The sequence below is a fragment of the Rhodococcus sp. OAS809 genome, from assembly GCF_040546695.1.
Classification (GTDB): domain Bacteria; phylum Actinomycetota; class Actinomycetes; order Mycobacteriales; family Mycobacteriaceae; genus Rhodococcus_F; species Rhodococcus_F qingshengii.
Genome location: NZ_JBEPOI010000002.1, coordinates 743,298 through 758,677 on the forward strand (window position 1 = coordinate 743,298; position 15,380 = coordinate 758,677).

Annotated in this window: 10 protein-coding genes, 2 tRNA genes and 1 riboswitch; of the genes, 4 read left to right on the forward strand and 8 right to left on the reverse strand. The window is 63.3% G+C overall.

Translation table 11 applies throughout. The features are described from left to right. The first annotated feature begins 12 nt into the window (after positions 1–12). The 3 genes from ABIE52_RS06515 (at position 13) to gcvP (ending at position 4,634) form a co-directional block, all read left to right on the forward strand. The gene (locus ABIE52_RS06515; RefSeq protein ID WP_003946194.1) at positions 13–486 is read left to right on the forward strand and encodes a bifunctional nuclease family protein; all 474 of its coding nucleotides are present in this window, start codon (positions 13–15) and stop codon (positions 484–486) included. Positions 487–818: 332 nt separating this feature from the next. Further along, complete coding sequence (locus ABIE52_RS06520) at positions 819–1,373, forward strand: MerR family transcriptional regulator (protein ID WP_021344354.1); 555 nt, start codon at positions 819–821, stop codon at positions 1,371–1,373. Positions 1,374–1,593: 220 nt separating this feature from the next. Then, positions 1,594–1,722: riboswitch (glycine riboswitch) on the forward strand. Between the two features lie 53 nt (positions 1,723–1,775). Further along, complete coding sequence (gene gcvP / locus ABIE52_RS06525) at positions 1,776–4,634, forward strand: aminomethyl-transferring glycine dehydrogenase (protein WP_192712382.1); 2,859 nt, start codon at positions 1,776–1,778, stop codon at positions 4,632–4,634. A 22-nt stretch (positions 4,635–4,656) separates the two neighbouring features. Here the strand turns inward: gcvP and ABIE52_RS06530 are convergent, their stop codons facing one another. From ABIE52_RS06530 to ABIE52_RS06565, 8 genes are all read right to left on the reverse strand, one after another. Further along, positions 4,657–5,805 (reverse strand): metallophosphoesterase, encoded by a 1,149-nt coding sequence (locus ABIE52_RS06530; RefSeq protein ID WP_054187381.1) that lies wholly within the window; start codon positions 5,803–5,805, stop codon positions 4,657–4,659. Next, a complete protein-coding gene (locus ABIE52_RS06535) occupies positions 5,805–7,499 on the reverse strand; it encodes a VWA domain-containing protein (protein ID WP_192712383.1) in 1,695 nt (564 codons plus the stop codon). The genes ABIE52_RS06530 and ABIE52_RS06535 overlap by 1 nt, the downstream gene beginning before the upstream one ends. Positions 7,500–7,658: 159 nt before the next feature. Continuing rightward, positions 7,659–9,842 carry a malate synthase G gene (locus ABIE52_RS06540; protein ID WP_192712384.1) on the reverse strand — a complete coding sequence of 728 codons (2,184 nt, stop codon included), beginning with the start codon at positions 9,840–9,842 and terminating at the stop codon, positions 7,659–7,661. Between the two features lie 152 nt (positions 9,843–9,994). Further along, positions 9,995–11,245: a saccharopine dehydrogenase family protein gene (locus ABIE52_RS06545; protein WP_054781805.1), complete on the reverse strand. Its 1,251-nt coding sequence runs from the start codon at positions 11,243–11,245 to the stop codon at positions 9,995–9,997. A 44-nt stretch (positions 11,246–11,289) separates the two neighbouring features. Then, positions 11,290–11,721, reverse strand: coding sequence for a universal stress protein (locus tag ABIE52_RS06550; protein ID WP_003946198.1), 432 nt, complete (start codon positions 11,719–11,721; stop codon positions 11,290–11,292). Positions 11,722–11,878: 157 nt separating this feature from the next. Beyond that, on the reverse strand, positions 11,879–13,420 hold the full coding sequence (locus tag ABIE52_RS06555; RefSeq protein ID WP_354541472.1) for an SDR family NAD(P)-dependent oxidoreductase: 1,542 nt from the start codon (positions 13,418–13,420) through the stop codon (positions 11,879–11,881). Between the two features lie 108 nt (positions 13,421–13,528). After that, positions 13,529–13,614, reverse strand: a tRNA-Leu gene (locus ABIE52_RS06560). 162 nt (positions 13,615–13,776) lie between these two features. Then, positions 13,777–13,862 (reverse strand) — tRNA-Leu (locus ABIE52_RS06565). 118 nt (positions 13,863–13,980) lie between these two features. On the opposite strand from ABIE52_RS06565, the gene ABIE52_RS06570 reads away from it, so the two are divergent. Continuing rightward, the gene (locus tag ABIE52_RS06570; protein ID WP_064444624.1) at positions 13,981–15,333 is read left to right on the forward strand and encodes a M20/M25/M40 family metallo-hydrolase; all 1,353 of its coding nucleotides are present in this window, start codon (positions 13,981–13,983) and stop codon (positions 15,331–15,333) included. Positions 15,334–15,380: the final 47 nt, after the last annotated feature.

Sequence of the window (15,380 nt, forward strand, 5' to 3'; positions counted from 1 at the left end):
GAGGCAAGCTCGATGGGCGAAATGCGTGTGATCGGAGTTCGTGTCGAGCAGCCTCAGAATCAGCCGGTCCTGTTGCTGCGAGAGTCCGACGGCGATCGGTACCTGCCGATCTGGATCGGGCAAACCGAAGCTACCGCGATTGTTCTCGAACAACAGGGAGTCGAGCCGGCGCGGCCGCTGACTCACGACCTGATCAAGATCTTGATCGAATCTTTCGGTCGGAGCCTCAAGGAAGTTCGGATCGTGGACCTGCAAGAGGGCACTTTTTACGCGGATCTCGTCTTCGACGAGCAGACCACTGTCTCGGCACGTCCGTCGGACTCGATTGCATTGGCCCTGCGCATCGGCGTTCCGATCTTCGCGTCGGAGGCTGTTCTCGCCGAGGCCGGTCTGGTCATTCCCGACGAGCGCGAAGACGAGGTCGAGAAGTTCAAGGAATTCCTCGACACCATCTCGCCGGACGATTTCAAAGCCACTGATGGTTAGCCTGAATTGACTGGTTGCGGACTTTAGTCTTCAACTCTCAAGTAGAGGTTGAGTCTCGGTCGGCGTGTTGCGTTGACCATGCACCCTCCTGGACTTACCGTTGCGTGCGGTGGAGATCTTCTCGCCTTGTCGATCGAGGCGTACTCTGGGTAAGTCCACTCATGGAATTACCTGCCTTGGATTCACATCTGAAAGTTCGGTCGGCACGGGATTCTCGTGACTGCTGATAGCACAGGTTGGTTACATGATGGCGAAGCGAGAGGGAGACGGCAGTGGAAGAACAGTCGAATGAGCGCGGGACGGGCATAGCCGGTAGTGCCGCGACTGCAGAAATGTCTTCCGAAGAGCTGCAGCCGGGCTTGTTCCCGGACGATTCCATCCCCGACGACCTCGTCGGATATCGAGTACCCAGTGCGTGCCAGATCGCCGGGATCACGTACCGCCAACTCGACTACTGGGCACGGACGTCGTTGGTTGTTCCGTCGATCCGTGGCGCTGCCGGATCCGGAAGCCAACGTCTGTACTCCTTCAAGGACATTCTCGTTCTGAAGATCGTGAAGCGTCTGCTCGATACCGGCATCTCACTGCAGAACATCCGCGTTGCCGTCGATCACCTCCGTAAGCGTGGCGTCCGCGATCTTGCCAACATCACTCTGTTCTCCGACGGCACCACCGTGTACGAATGCACGTCCCCCGAAGAGGTCGTCGACCTCCTCCAGGGTGGGCAGGGCGTATTCGGCATCGCAGTCAGTGGCGCGATGCGTGAACTCACCGGAACGATCGCCGACTTCCCCGCCGAGCGGGCCGACGGCGGCGAAAGTGATCCCAACCCGGAAGACGAGTTGGCTTCGCGACGCAAGAATCGCGCCAGCCGCAAAACCGGATAACGTACGTCACATCTCTTTGGAGGATGCCACGGTGCAGGTAGGCGTTTCGGTCAACTAGACTGGGCCTGCGTCGCCGGCGTACGGGAGAGCCTCGGATACCGATTCACCGAACTTGTCTTTGTTTCAGTCTTTGTCTCAAAGGTCAGTCGTGAGCGGGATCAGGGCGCCGAAGGAGCAATACCTCCCCGTCAATCTCTCAGGCACCAAGGACCGTACGGGCTCCGACGCCTCTGGAAAGCGGTGGGACAACCCACCCGCCGACGGGGAAAGGCTGTGGCTTCCGCCTTCGGCGGATCACTACCGAATCTCTCAGGCGCTCGGGAATCGAGCATGCGACAGAGGGGGAGGAACACACCGCAGTTCGGTGTGTGTCCTGATCCTCCGATCTGTCTGGGAGTTGTCGTGATCGACGCTGCAAGCCGTATATTTGCCGACCGCCATGTCGGTCCGAACGCCGCGGAACTCGCGCGCATCCTCGAACTCGTCGGGGTCGATTCACTCGACGAACTGGCAACCAAGGCCGTTCCCTCCGTCATCCTCGACGCTGCCCCGAACGGCATCGCTGCCGGACTCGACGCTCTGCCGCTTCCGGTCGGAGAGCACGAGGCACTTGCCGAACTGACTGCACTCGCAGCCCAGAACACCGTCGCGACGTCGATGATCGGCCTCGGCTACTTCGACACGTTGACGCCGCCGGTGTTGTTGCGCAACATCATCGAGAACCCGGCCTGGTACACCGCGTACACCCCGTATCAGCCGGAGATCAGCCAGGGCCGTCTCGAAGCCCTCCTCAACTTCCAGACCATGGTCGCCGATCTCTCCGGCATGGAACTGGCAAACTCGTCGATGCTCGACGAGGCCACCGCCGCTGCCGAAGCCATGACGCTCCTGCGCCGCGCGAACCGCAGCAAGTCCCCACGATTTGTCGTCGACGCCGATCTCTACCCGCAGACCCTCGCCGTCATCGAGACTCGCGCCGAGCCGCTCGGCATCGAGATCGTCTCTGCGGACCTCACCGCTGGTCTTCCGGAAGGTGACTTCTTCGGCGTCATCGCCCAGATCCCGGGTGCCTCGGGACGAGTCGTCGATTACACCTCGATCATCGCGGAAGCTCACGAGCGCGGCGCACTGGTTGCCGTCGGCGCAGACCTCCTCGCGATGACGCTCATCACCTCACCCGGTGAGCTCGGCGCGGATGCGTGCTTCGGAACCACCCAGCGTTTCGGTGTCCCCATGGGATACGGCGGACCGCACGCCGGTTACCTGGCCGTGCACTCCAAGCATGCGCGTCAGCTGCCCGGCCGCTTGGTCGGCGTCTCCATCGACGCCGACGGAGACAAGGCATACCGCCTGGCGCTGCAGACACGTGAGCAGCACATTCGCCGCGAGAAGGCGACGTCCAACATCTGTACCGCTCAGGTGCTCCTCGCCATCCTCGCTGCGATGTACGCGAGCTACCACGGCGCCGAGGGACTCAAGACGATTGCGTTGCGCGTCGCTGCCCGCGCACACGCGTTGGCAAACGGCCTGCGCGAAGGCGGCGTGACCGTTGTCCACGATTCGTTCTTCGACACCGTGCTCGCTCAGGTTCCGGGCAAGGCGGCCGACGTCGTCGCTGCGGCCAAGGAATCCGGGATCAACCTGCGTCTGGTCGACGCCGATCATGTCGGTATCTCCTGCGACGAGGCCACGACCGCCGACCACGTCCTTGCCGTGCTCGACGCGTTCGGGATCGAGGATGCTGTTGTCGCCATCGAAGCCGAGGGCAATTCGGTTCCGGTTGCTCAGGAGCGCACCTCCGACTACCTGCAGCACGAAGCCTTCACCCGTTACCGTACGGAAACGGCAATGCTTCGCTACCTGCGCGCGCTGTCCGACAAGGACATCGCCCTCGATCGCAGCATGATCCCGCTGGGTTCGTGCACCATGAAGCTCAATGCGACCGCCGAGATGGAATCCATCACCTGGCCCGCGTTCAACGCGATCCATCCGTTCGCGCCGACATCGGATGCGCCCGGTCTGCTGAAGATCATCAAGGATCTCGAAGACTGGCTGGTCGCGGTCACCGGCTACGACAACGTCAGCCTGCAACCCAACGCCGGCAGCCAGGGGGAATACGCGGGCCTGCTCGCGATCCGCAACTACCACCTCAGCCGGGGCGACGACCACCGCGACACCTGCCTCATTCCGTCGAGTGCTCACGGCACCAATGCGGCTTCTGCCGTCATGGCCGGGATGCGCGTCGAGGTTGTCGCCTGCCGTCCCAACGGTGACGTCGACGTCGACGATCTGCGCGCGAAGATCGCCGATCACGCCGAGCGTCTCGCCGCGATCATGATCACCTACCCTTCAACACACGGTGTCTACGAGCACGAGATCTCCGACATCTGTGCAGCGGTACACGACGCCGGTGGCCAGGTGTACGTCGACGGCGCCAACCTCAATGCGCTTGTCGGCCTTGCCCGTCCGGGCCGATTCGGCGGCGACGTCAGCCACCTGAATCTGCACAAGACCTTCTGCATCCCGCACGGCGGCGGCGGACCCGGCGTCGGCCCGATCGGTGTGCGCTCACACTTGACGCCGTTTTTACCCGGACACCCGATGGCCCCCGAACTCGGTGGTGGAGGAACGATCTCGGCAGCGCCGTACGGCAGTGCGTCCATTCTGCCCATCACCTGGACCTACATCCGGATGATGGGTGCTGCGGGCCTGCGCCGCGCCAGCCTGACCGCCATCGCGTCGGCCAACTACATCGCGCGTCGACTCGACGAGTACTTCCCGGTTCTCTACACCGGCGAGAACGGCATGGTCGCGCACGAGTGCATCCTCGACCTCCGGGGGTTGACCAAGGACACCGGCGTCACCGTCGACGACGTCGCAAAGCGTCTGGCCGACTACGGTTTCCATGCTCCGACCATGAGCTTCCCCGTGGTCGGCACGCTGATGGTCGAGCCCACCGAGAGCGAGAACCTCGAAGAGATCGACGAGTTCTGCGAGGCGATGATCGCCATTCGCGGCGAAATCGATCGCGTCGGAGCGGGCGAGTGGACGGTGGAGGACAACCCGCTACGCGGTGCTCCCCACACTGCGGGAAGCATTGCAGCGCAGTGGGATCACCCGTACTCGCGTGAGATCGCCGTCTTCCCGCGTGGCAAGGCTCGCCCGAAGGTGTGGCCGTCCGTGCGTCGTATCGACGGTGCACATGGCGACCGCAACCTGGTCTGCTCCTGCCCGCCGATCGAAGCGTTCGCAGGCAACTAAGGCGTGTGCCCGCCGGAGATCATCACCTCTCGTGTACGAGTTCGAGAACAGTGATCTCCGGCGGGGCGCCGACGCGTACCGGCGGACCCCAAGCCCCGGCGCCACGCGTCGTGTACAGCACTGTGTTTCCGACCCTGTCCAAGCCTTGCACCGAAGGCTGCTGCAGCGGAACGAGATACCGCAGCGGCCACATCTGACCGCCGTGAGTGTGCCCGGACAGTTGCAGATCGATACCCATCTCGGATGCCTCGATCGCTTGACGCGGTTCGTGCGCGAGAAGCAAGGCGAAAGTATTCGGATCGCGACCTGCGAGCGCGGCAGTCAGGTTCGGCTCGTACGGGGCCGGCGACGTGTAGTCGTGGATGCCCACGATGTCGATGGTATCGCCGCCATGCTGGATCGAGGTGCGGCTGTTGCGAAGTGTGGTGATCCCCAATGTCTCCCACACGTCGAGCCATTTGCCGCCGTCGTCGGCGTAGAACTCGTGGTTTCCGCTGACTCCGAAGATTCCGTCGGGCGCCCGAAGATCGGCGAGCGGAGCAAGATCGGGAGCAACTTTCGCGACGGTTCCGTCCACGAGGTCGCCGCCGATCGCGATCAGATCGACATTCTGCGAGTTCACGATATCGACCACCTTGCGGGTGAAGTCGACCCCGCGGGCCGGTCCCACGTGCAGGTCGGTGATCAAGGCGATCCGGTATCCGTTGAAGCCCTCAGGTAGGCGAGCGAGCGGCACGCGGACGCGGGAAATCTTGGGGCCCGACGCCTCGTAGACGCCGTAGCCGGCGGTGCCGATCGCCGCGAGAGTGACTGCTGCCGTAGCCAACTGCAACGTACGACGCTTGGCTGGGTCGACTTCGGTCGTGGTATCCGTGTGGCGTGCACGTAGTCGACCGATCCCGGCGAACAGGCCGATCACGAGCAGTCCGGGAATCAGATACAGCCACGAAGCCAGCCAGACCCATCCGACAAATCCGATCGGTCGCGCCCACGATGTCGGAAAGACTTCGCCGCTGCCGACCCCGATGAGCGTCGAGACCGCCAAGACGACAAGCGCAGTGTCGGCGAGACGAGCCCATCGCCTCGGGATGCCGGTGGCGCGAACGAGTCGGCGATGCAGGAACCAGGTCAGAAGGGCGAGAAGGACTGCAAAAACCGCGACGCGCCCCATCAGGACAGCATCTTGGTCACTGCGGCCGCGAGAGCGGGGTCGGACGTCGAATCGACCCGAACCAATGTTCCGCCCGTCCGATCCGAGACGTCTTGGAGTGTGGAGACGTCGTCGCCCGCACCGACGACGATCACGTCGACCTGTACCGGACGCGACGGATTGCCCGTAGCGGCGATCGCGCTGAGCAGTTCGGCTCGCGTCGTGGCGGATTCGTCAGGCGTACTCGAGGTGATCAGCAGCACCGAGTTGACTCGCCCCGCGTCGAAACCGTCCACGGCGGCTTTGTAGGAGCTGGCAAGCGCCGGGTACTTGGAGGTCTTTCCGCCGGCCCGAAGCCCGTTGAGGAAATCGGTGATCGTGGCACGCCGATTCGGCTCGGACAGTGAACCGCCCGGAACCAGGATGCGCTCGGACGGTTTTCCGTCGGTGCCCGTGCTGAACTCGCGAAGGCCGATGTCCGAAGCGTCAGGGCTGCGACCCAATTGGGTATTCACCGCCGAGGCAACGTTCGCCAAGCGGGTAGTGCCACCGTCGTCGGTACCCATCGACGCCGACGTGTCCATCAGGATGGTGGCACTACGCGGCGAGACCGGGTTGGCGACTATGTCACCGAGCGCCGCTGCGGTCTCCGCCGAAGCCGGTTTCAACGTGGACGAGATCTTGGCCGGGGACACCGCCCCGAGATCGGGAAGGTCTTGGCCCTCGACCCGGAAACCGGCGCCGACGAACAACTGTGACTGATTCGGCTCACGCATGAAATCGGCAAACTGTGCCGCTGCGCGCGACGCGGTTTCGTCGATCCCGCTGCCCGAGACGATGACCGCCGGATAGTCCGCGACTGGCGTTGCGCCGGCGGGGGAGTACGTCGTCATCGCCGCGTTCGCGCTCTGCGCTATCGACTGTTCCGTGGCCGGAACGGCTTTCACCGAATCCGGTGTTCCGGCGCTCAGTGCTCCGAGGGCTTCGGCAGTGGACGAGGGGGGAGTCGGCAAGGATTGGAACTGCAACGCCCGTGCACTGAGCGCAGCGTTGACCTGAGCGGACTTCGCCTGATCCGTCGTGACCGGACCGGCACCCGCATCGGCGACGTCGGCAGCGATCGCCTGTGCAGCCATCGAGGTTTCGGTACTTCCGACCGGCAGGGCGACCGTCAGATCGGAAGGCAAAGACTTCCAACTCGATGCTGCGCCGGCCAATGCTGCCGCGGTCTCGGGACCGGCTGCCAGAACGATCGGGGAACTCGCGAGCGAGCGAGGATCACCGTTGATCACGGCCTTGCCCGACAGTGGCGCGAGTTCGAACGAACTCGTCGGGATCCACAGGGAGGGACGCGGTCCCAATGCTGCGTCGTCCCAGGGGGCCGCCGGACCGGCTTCGAGTGCCGTCGAGACCGACGCGGACGGCGCACCGTGCACCACGACGGCGATGCAGTGATCACGCACCACCGGCGAGGTCTGGGTGTACCGCTTCGCCAGTTCCTCGACCTGTGGGGCTATGGACGGATCCGCGGTGACGTCGAGTGTCTTGTTGCCCTCGACGCACGTACCGGCTGCCTGCTGTCCCTGATCGTCGATCCGGTTGCTGAGGGCCTCCCATCCGAAGAAGCCTGCCACGATCAAGACGATCAGCACGACGACGAGAATCGGCCCCTTACTGATACCTCTGGCGCCTGACCCGCCGCGATGTTCGCCCACGTACCTTGCCCTACCTTGGTCACTCGAAAAATGTCTGTTGAACGGACTGTGTCCTCGGCCAGTCTAGTGACGAAACTTCGGGGCCTACGCGAACAGCCTCGACACCGGGAGCGGTGCCGAGGCTGTTCGGGTTCAGCTTCGAGTTCGAAGAAGGTGAAATCAGGCGTTGGCAGCCTTGTACTCGCGGCGGCGGCGATGCAGGATCGGCTCCGTGTATCCGCTGGGCTGCTTCGCGCCTTCGAGGATGAGTTCCTTGGCAGCCTGGAACGCGATGTTGGAATCGAAATCAGGTGCCATGTTGCGGTACTCGGCGTCGCCCTCGTTCTGACGGTCGACAACCGGGGCCATGCGCTCGAGTGCACTGACAACGTCGCTCTCGCTGACGATGCCGTGACGCAGCCAGTTGGCGAGCAGCTGGCTCGAGATGCGCAGCGTGGCGCGATCCTCCATGAGCGCGACATCGTGGATGTCGGGAACCTTGGAGCAGCCGACGCCCGCGTCGATCCAACGGACCACGTAGCCGAGGATGGACTGGCAGTTGTTGTCGAGCTCTTCCTTCTTCTCCGCGTCCGTCCAGTCGGTGCTGGGAGCGAGCGGGATGGTCAGGATGTCGTCGACGCTCGCACGCGGCTTTCCCTTCAGGCTGTCCTGAACAGCGAACACGTCGACGCGGTGGTAGTGCGTCGCGTGCAGCGTTGCGCCGGTCGGCGAAGGTACCCACGCGGTGTTGGCGCCGGCCTTGGGGTGACCGATCTTCTGCTCGAGCATGTCCGCCATCAACTCGGTCATGGCCCACATGCCCTTGCCGATCTGAGCCTTGCCCTGCAGACCGCAGGCCAGACCGGTGTCGACGTTCCAGTCCTCGTAGGCGCCGATCCACTTCTGCTTCTTCATCTCGGCCTTGCGCACCATCGCGCCGGCTTCCATGGAGGTGTGGATCTCGTCGCCGGTGCGGTCGAGGAAGCCGGTGTTGATGAACACCACGCGGTCGACGGCTTCCTTGATGCAGGCGGCGAGGTTGACCGTCGTACGACGCTCCTCGTCCATGATGCCGACCTTGAGCGTGTTCACCGGAAGCCCGAGGACCTGCTCGACACGGCCGAACAGTTCGGTGGTGAAGGCAACTTCCTCGGGACCGTGCTGCTTGGGCTTGACGATGTAGATCGAGCCGGTGCGGCTGTTGTCGAGCGGTCCGTTGGCGTCACTGATCGAGAGGCCGTGCACTGCACAGGCACTGGTGATCAAGGCGTCGAGGATGCCCTCGGGGACCTCGTTGCCGTCGGCGTCGAGGATCGCGGGGTTGGTCATGAGGTGACCGACGTTGCGGACGAACAGGAGCGAACGACCGTGCAGGCTGAGTTCGCTGCCGTCCACTGCGGTGTACTTACGGTCGCCGTTGAGCGTGCGGGTGAAGGACTTGGCGCCCTTCTTGATCTCCTCGGACAAGTCACCACGGTTGAGACCCAACCAGTTTCGGTAGCCGACAACCTTGTCGTCGGCGTCGACAGCGGCGACCGAGTCCTCGAAGTCCATGATCGTGGTGACGGCGGATTCGAGAACGACGTCCTTGACGCCGGCGGCGTCGGTGCTGCCGATCGGGGACGAGGCGTCGATCTGGATCTCGGCGTGCAATCCGTTGTTGAGCAGCAGGATGCTCGTCGGTGCGTCCTTCTCGCCGAGGTAGCCGACGAACTTCTCCGGCTGGGCGATCGTGGTGACCGTACCGTCTGCCAACGTGATCTTCAGTTCACTGCCGTCGACAACGTACTTGGTTGAATCTGCATGCGATCCCGACACGAGAGGTGCTGCCGCATCGAGGAATTCACGCGCCCAGGCGATGACCTTGTCGCCGCGGACCTTGTTGTAGCCGGAACCCTTCTCGGCGCCGTTCTCCTCGGAGATGGCGTTGGTGCCGTACAGCGCGTCGTACAACGAACCCCAGCGGGCGTTGGACGCGTTGAGTGCGAAGCGCGCGTTGAGGATCGGCACGACCAACTGCGGGCCGGCCGTCGAGGTGATCTCGGTGTCGACGTTCGCGGTGGTGACCGAGAATTCGGCAGGCGTCGGCAGGAGGTAGCCGATTTCCTGCAGGAACGCCTTGTATGCAGCGGCGTCGATGGGAGCGCCGGCGTGATCGCGATGCCACTGATCGATCTGAGCCTGCAGATCGTCACGCTTGGCAAGCAAGTCGCGGTTCTTCGGTGCGAGCTCGGTGATGACCTTGTCGGCGCCGGCCCAGAACGTTTCGGCGTCTACACCGGTGCCGGGAAGAGCCTCCTCGACCACGAAGTCGTAGAGAACCTTGGCAACCTGAAGACTGCCGACCTGAACGCGCTCAGTCATGAATAGCCTCACTTTTCCGAAAGCGGAGCATCACATATGGATGCCATGAACCAACATCAATGTTACCTGGGAGTATTCCCACCGCTGTCCGCGCCCTGAGCTGCGATAATCGGGCGCGAAGAGCTGAAACGATCAAGTGAAATTCGTTCTGTCTAGAGTTTGCGCGCGGAAATCTCGAAACCAGCCGCGCGTAGACGCTCGACCAGGACGTCGCCGAGCGCTGTCGCTGGAGTCAAAACGCCGGTGGCCGGGGGAAGAGCCTTTTGGTCCTTCGCCAACGACAACGCAGATTCGCCGAGCATTACCGCCGTCGCGCTGTATCCCGGGTCGCCCTTCGCCTTCACTCGTGATGTGTATCGGGCGCCGGTCGTGGTCGTGGTGAACACGTCGAGCGTGAAGTGGCCCTTCTTCTGGGTGCTCTCGCTCGGACCTTCACCGGGAGCCGGCAATACCTTGTCGAGAAGGAAACGTGTCGGAGGTAGAGCGAGTCCGGCGACCAGCGCGCCGAGGCCGACCGCCACGCCGCCCGCAATCACCGGTGACACCACCGATGAGCCGACGCTCATCACCTCGCTGTACTTGAACTTCTTGCCGTACGCCCACTCTCGGAGCGCATTGCTGCGACGGACGACTCGTGTGTTGTACGACGCCATCACGAACGGCGCTTTCCACCCCTTCAACGACGGATCGATCTTCTTGCCGTCGACCACGCTCACGTCGCTCTGGCGTCCGAGTTCGGGCTCCCGATCACGATCGGGGCTCAGCGAGTACGGCGAGGCAGCAAGTTTCCGCAGGCGCGCATCGTCTTTCGACACGTCGATCTGGTTGCGAAGCGAATCGATGGTGCCACCGCTCACGCCGCCGCGCAGGGCCGTGACCACCAGGGTGGTGTCGGTGAGCTCGCCGGCGCCGTCGGCGGCGACCTTCTCGTGCAGGACGTGAACTCCGAGATCGGAAGGGATGGAATCGAATCCGCAGGAATGGACGATCTTGGCACCGGTCGACACGGCCAGGGCGTGGTTAGCGTCGATGCTCTCGCGGTGGAACAGCACCTCGCCGGTGAGGTCGACGTAATGAGTTCCGGCGGAGGCGCATTCGTGAACAAGGGCGTGGCCGTACTTGGCATACGGGCCGACCGTGGTGGCGACGACCCGGGTTCGCTGGGCGAGTGCCTTCAGTGCGGTGGCGTCGTCGGCGTCGGCGATGATCAGGGGGAGATCGGCAGCGGCGGTACCCAGATCGGCGCGAGTGGCTGCCAACTTCTCGAGGGAACGGCCACCGAGGCCGATCTTCGTGCCTTCGGGAGCATGTTTGACGAGGTAGTCGGCGAGTAGCTTACCGACGAAGCCGCTCGCTCCGTAGACGATGATGTCGAGTTCTCGGGCGGGCGAGGTTCCAGTCATGGAGCCAGCCTACAAACGAGCACCCGAAAGTGATGTGACCGAGGTCACTCGGCGGGGAGGGGTTCCTTGACGACGAGGATCGGAGCCTCCACTTCGAGTAGGAGACGCTGCAGCGGGCGTTCGAGGAGGAACTTGCCGATGGGGGACATCCGGCGTGTTCCAACGATCAGGAGATCGACACCCGCGTCGTGGACCAGGTCGACGAGCGCGGTAACCGGATCGCCGTCGTGCTCGGTGGTGCGCAGATCCCACTTCGTCTCCGAGAATCCACCGGCGTCGAGCGCTGACTGGATCTCGCCGCGAAGAGCGGCCCGATCGTCCTCGGTGTCTCCGAGGTTGACCGTGCCTCCGATGTTGACGTCGTCCAGGACGTGCAGAACCAGCAGTTCCTCGCTTCGACCCACGGATTCCCGTGCGGCGGCCACGATTGCGGCGCGGCCTTCCGGGCTGTCCTTGTGTACGACGGCGATCGTCATGGTTCCTCCGAGTCGGTGAGCAGGTACGCACTCCATTATCGCCTGCAATGCTGTGCTCTACCTGAAATGAGCTACTCGACACGGGGGTTTGGGGGTGACGAGATCGCCACATCGGGGCGCCTAGGTGCCGCCCATCACGAATGCGGCGTGCTGCCGATCACCACGGCGAAGGTTTGTAATCCTTGAGGAAGCAGCCGTGCAGGTCGACGCCCAGCTCGCCCTGAACGATGGGGTCGTAGACGCGGGCGGCACCGTCGACGAGGTCGAGTGGCGCGTGGAAACCTTCGTCGGCCAGACGCATCTTGGTGAAGTGTGGGCGTTCGTCGGTGATCCAACCGGTGTCGACGGCGGTCATGAGGATGCCGTCGTCGAGCATTTCCTTGGAGCTGGTGCGGGTCAGCATGTTCAGTGCTGCCTTGGCCATGTTGGTGTGCGGGTGGCCAGGGCCCTTGTACGCGCGGCTGAACTGGCCTTCCATGGCGGAAACGTTCACGACGTACTTGCGTCGTGCAGCGGCCGCGGCCATCGACGGGCGCAAGCGCGAAACGAGGATGAAGGGCGCGACCGAGTTGCAGAGCTGGACTTCGAGAAGCTCGATCGGATCGACCTCTTCGACGGTCTGAACCCAGCTGTTGGTGTGCGCGAGGTCGGGCAGCAGCCCGCCCGCGTCGATGGCGATGCCCTGCTCGATGCGATCGGGTGAAGCCGATTTGGCGACGAGGGCGAGTGAACTGACCGCGTCGGCGGAGAGATTTCCGGAGGTGATGCTTGCGACGTCCGACAGCGATCCGGCCAGAGCCGCGGGGTGAGCGTCGCTCGTCTTGCCGAAGGTCAGGACATCAGGCAGTTCACCGGCGGGAAGCGCACCGGACTCGGCGTCGACCAAGGCGCCGTAAGCACCGGGGGACCGTCGAACAGTTTGTGCGGCGTTGTTGATCAGGATGTCGAGCGGACCCTGTGCGGCAACGGAATCCGCGAGTGCAACAACCTGGGCGGGGTCGCGGAGGTCGATGCCGACGATGCGCAGACGGTGAATCCAGTCTTTGCTGTCTTCCATCGCTTTGAATCGGCGGATCGCGTCGTTGGGGAATCGTGTCGTGATGGTCAGATGTGCGCCGTCACGCAGCAGGCGCAACGCGATGTACATGCCGATCTTCGCGCGGCCGCCGGTCAGAAGTGCGCGTCGGCCGGTGAGATCAGTGCTGGCATCACGTTTGCTGCGGCTGGTGGCAGCGCAATCGGGGCACAGTTGGTGGTAGAAGGCGTCGACTGCGGTGTAGCGCTGCTTGCAGATGTAGCACGGCCGCGCCTTGATGAGCGTGCCGGCGGAGGCGCCGGCGGTGTTCGACTTGATCGGAATGCCTGCGGTCTCGTCGTCGATGCGATCGGGTGAACCGGTGGCAGTCGCAGCGACCACTCGGCGGTCGGCTTCGTTGACGGCTGCGCGCGAGGCGAGGCGACGCTTCTTCTTGAGTCGCTTGAACAGATGGCCGACAGCGCGCTGCATGGTGATCGAATCGGGATGCTCGTCGTCGAGTTCGGCGGCTTCGGAAAGGACCTTCAGGCAGATTTCGAGTTCCGCGGGGTCGAGTCCGGTGAGTTCGGCTCGAGCAGATTCTGAATCGGCTGTTTCCAGCGCATCTGCCTGCAGTGCATCCGACTTCTTGGTGTCTGTATCCACTTCGAACTTCTGTTCCATCTCGATCGCCGCTCGCGCGGACTGTTCCCTGGTGCGGGAACTTCGCCAATTACGAGAAAAGCTCCGGTTCGATGAACCGGAGCTTTTCCTGTCTGTCTCAACACAGAGTGTCCGAGGGGGGACTTGAACCCCCACGTCCGTTAATAGGACACTAGCACCTCAAGCTAGCGCGTCTGCCATTCCGCCACTCGGACTCGGCCCCGATTTCTCGGTGCTGGGAAAGAGTATCCGATGCCATCCCCAGGTCCCAAATCGCCCCACTGCTGTGCGCCTTTATTAACCGCCGGGGGTTAATAAAGGCGCACAGCAAAAAGACCCCAACCTGATCAGGCTGGGGTCTTTTTGCTGTATTCGAGTGTCCGAGGGGGGACTTGAACCCCCACGTCCGTTAATAGGACACTAGCACCTCAAGCTAGCGCGTCTGCCATTCCGCCACTCGGACTCGGCCCCGATTTCTCGGTGCTGGGAAAGAGTATCCGATTAGGTGAGCTGCCCCAAATCGCCAGGTTGCGGGGCATTCCGGTCGCCCGCGTCGTTTGATTCGATGGTAGGAAAGTGGAATGACCACAACCCCGAATAATCCGAATCCGAGCAGAGCCGAAGCAGAAGTAGTCGAACTGGTCAGTTCCCTCATCCGCTTCGACACCTCGAACACGGGAGAACTCGAAACCACCAAAGGCGAGCGTGCGTGCGCGGAGTGGGTTGCCGCGCAGCTTCAAGAAGTCGGTTACGAGACGGAATACGTCGAGTCCGGAGCACCCGGCCGAGGAAATGTCTTTGCTCGCTTGAAGGGAGCCGAGTCGGGTCGTGGTGCGTTGATGCTTCACGGTCACCTCGACGTAGTTCCGGCCGAGCCCGCCGACTGGAGCGTCCATCCCTTTGCCGGCACCGTCCAGGACGGTTACGTCTGGGGGCGCGGCGCCGTGGACATGAAGGACATGGTCGGGATGATCCTGGCCCTCGCCAGACAGTTCAAGGCGGAAGGCGTCGTACCGCCGCGTGATCTGGTGTTCGCTTTCGTGGCGGACGAGGAAGCGGGCGGAAAGTACGGATGCCAGTGGCTGGTCGAGCACCGCCCGGATCTGTTCGAGGGAGTGACCGAGGCCGTGGGTGAGGTCGGCGGTTTCTCGCTGACGGTTCCGCGGCCTGACGGAACCGACCGCCGGCTCTACCTCGTGGAGACTGCGGAAAAGGGCCTCGGTTGGATGCGTCTGACTGCCAAGGGACGCGCCGGACACGGCTCCTTCCTCCACGACGACAACGCGGTCGCGACACTCGCCGGCGCGGTCTCGAGGCTTGCTGCCCACCAGTTCCCGATCGTGATCTCGGATTCGGTCGCGGAGTTCCTGACCGCCGTCGGCGAAGAGACCGGATTGGACTTCGATCCGGGATCACCCGACATCGACGGGACTCTCGCGAAGTTGGGGACGATCGCCAACATCATCGGGGCGACGTTCCGTGACACGGCGAACCCGACGATGCTCAAGGCCGGATACAAGGCGAACGTCATTCCGCAGACTGCCGAGGCGGTCTTCGACTGCCGCGTGCTGCCGGGACGGCAGGCCGAATTCGAGCGCACGGTGGACCAACTGATCGGTCCCGACGTGACCCGCGAGTGGATCACCAGGCTGGATTCGTACGAAACAACGTTCGACGGCCACCTCGTAGACGCCATGAACGAGGCGATCCTCGCCCACGATCCGGAGGCTCGCACAGTTCCGTACATGCTCTCCGGTGGAACCGACGCGAAGGCATTCGCGAAACTGGGCATTCGCTGCTTCGGCTTCGCGCCGTTGCAGTTGCCGCCCGAGCTGGATTTCAGCGCGCTGTTCCACGGCGTCGACGAGCGAGTTCCGGTGGACGCACTACTGTTCGGGACACGTGTTCTGGAACATTTCCTGCTCAATTCCTGACGAGCACGTAGATAGATCCGTGAGCTCGACGCACATCGAGCTCTCTT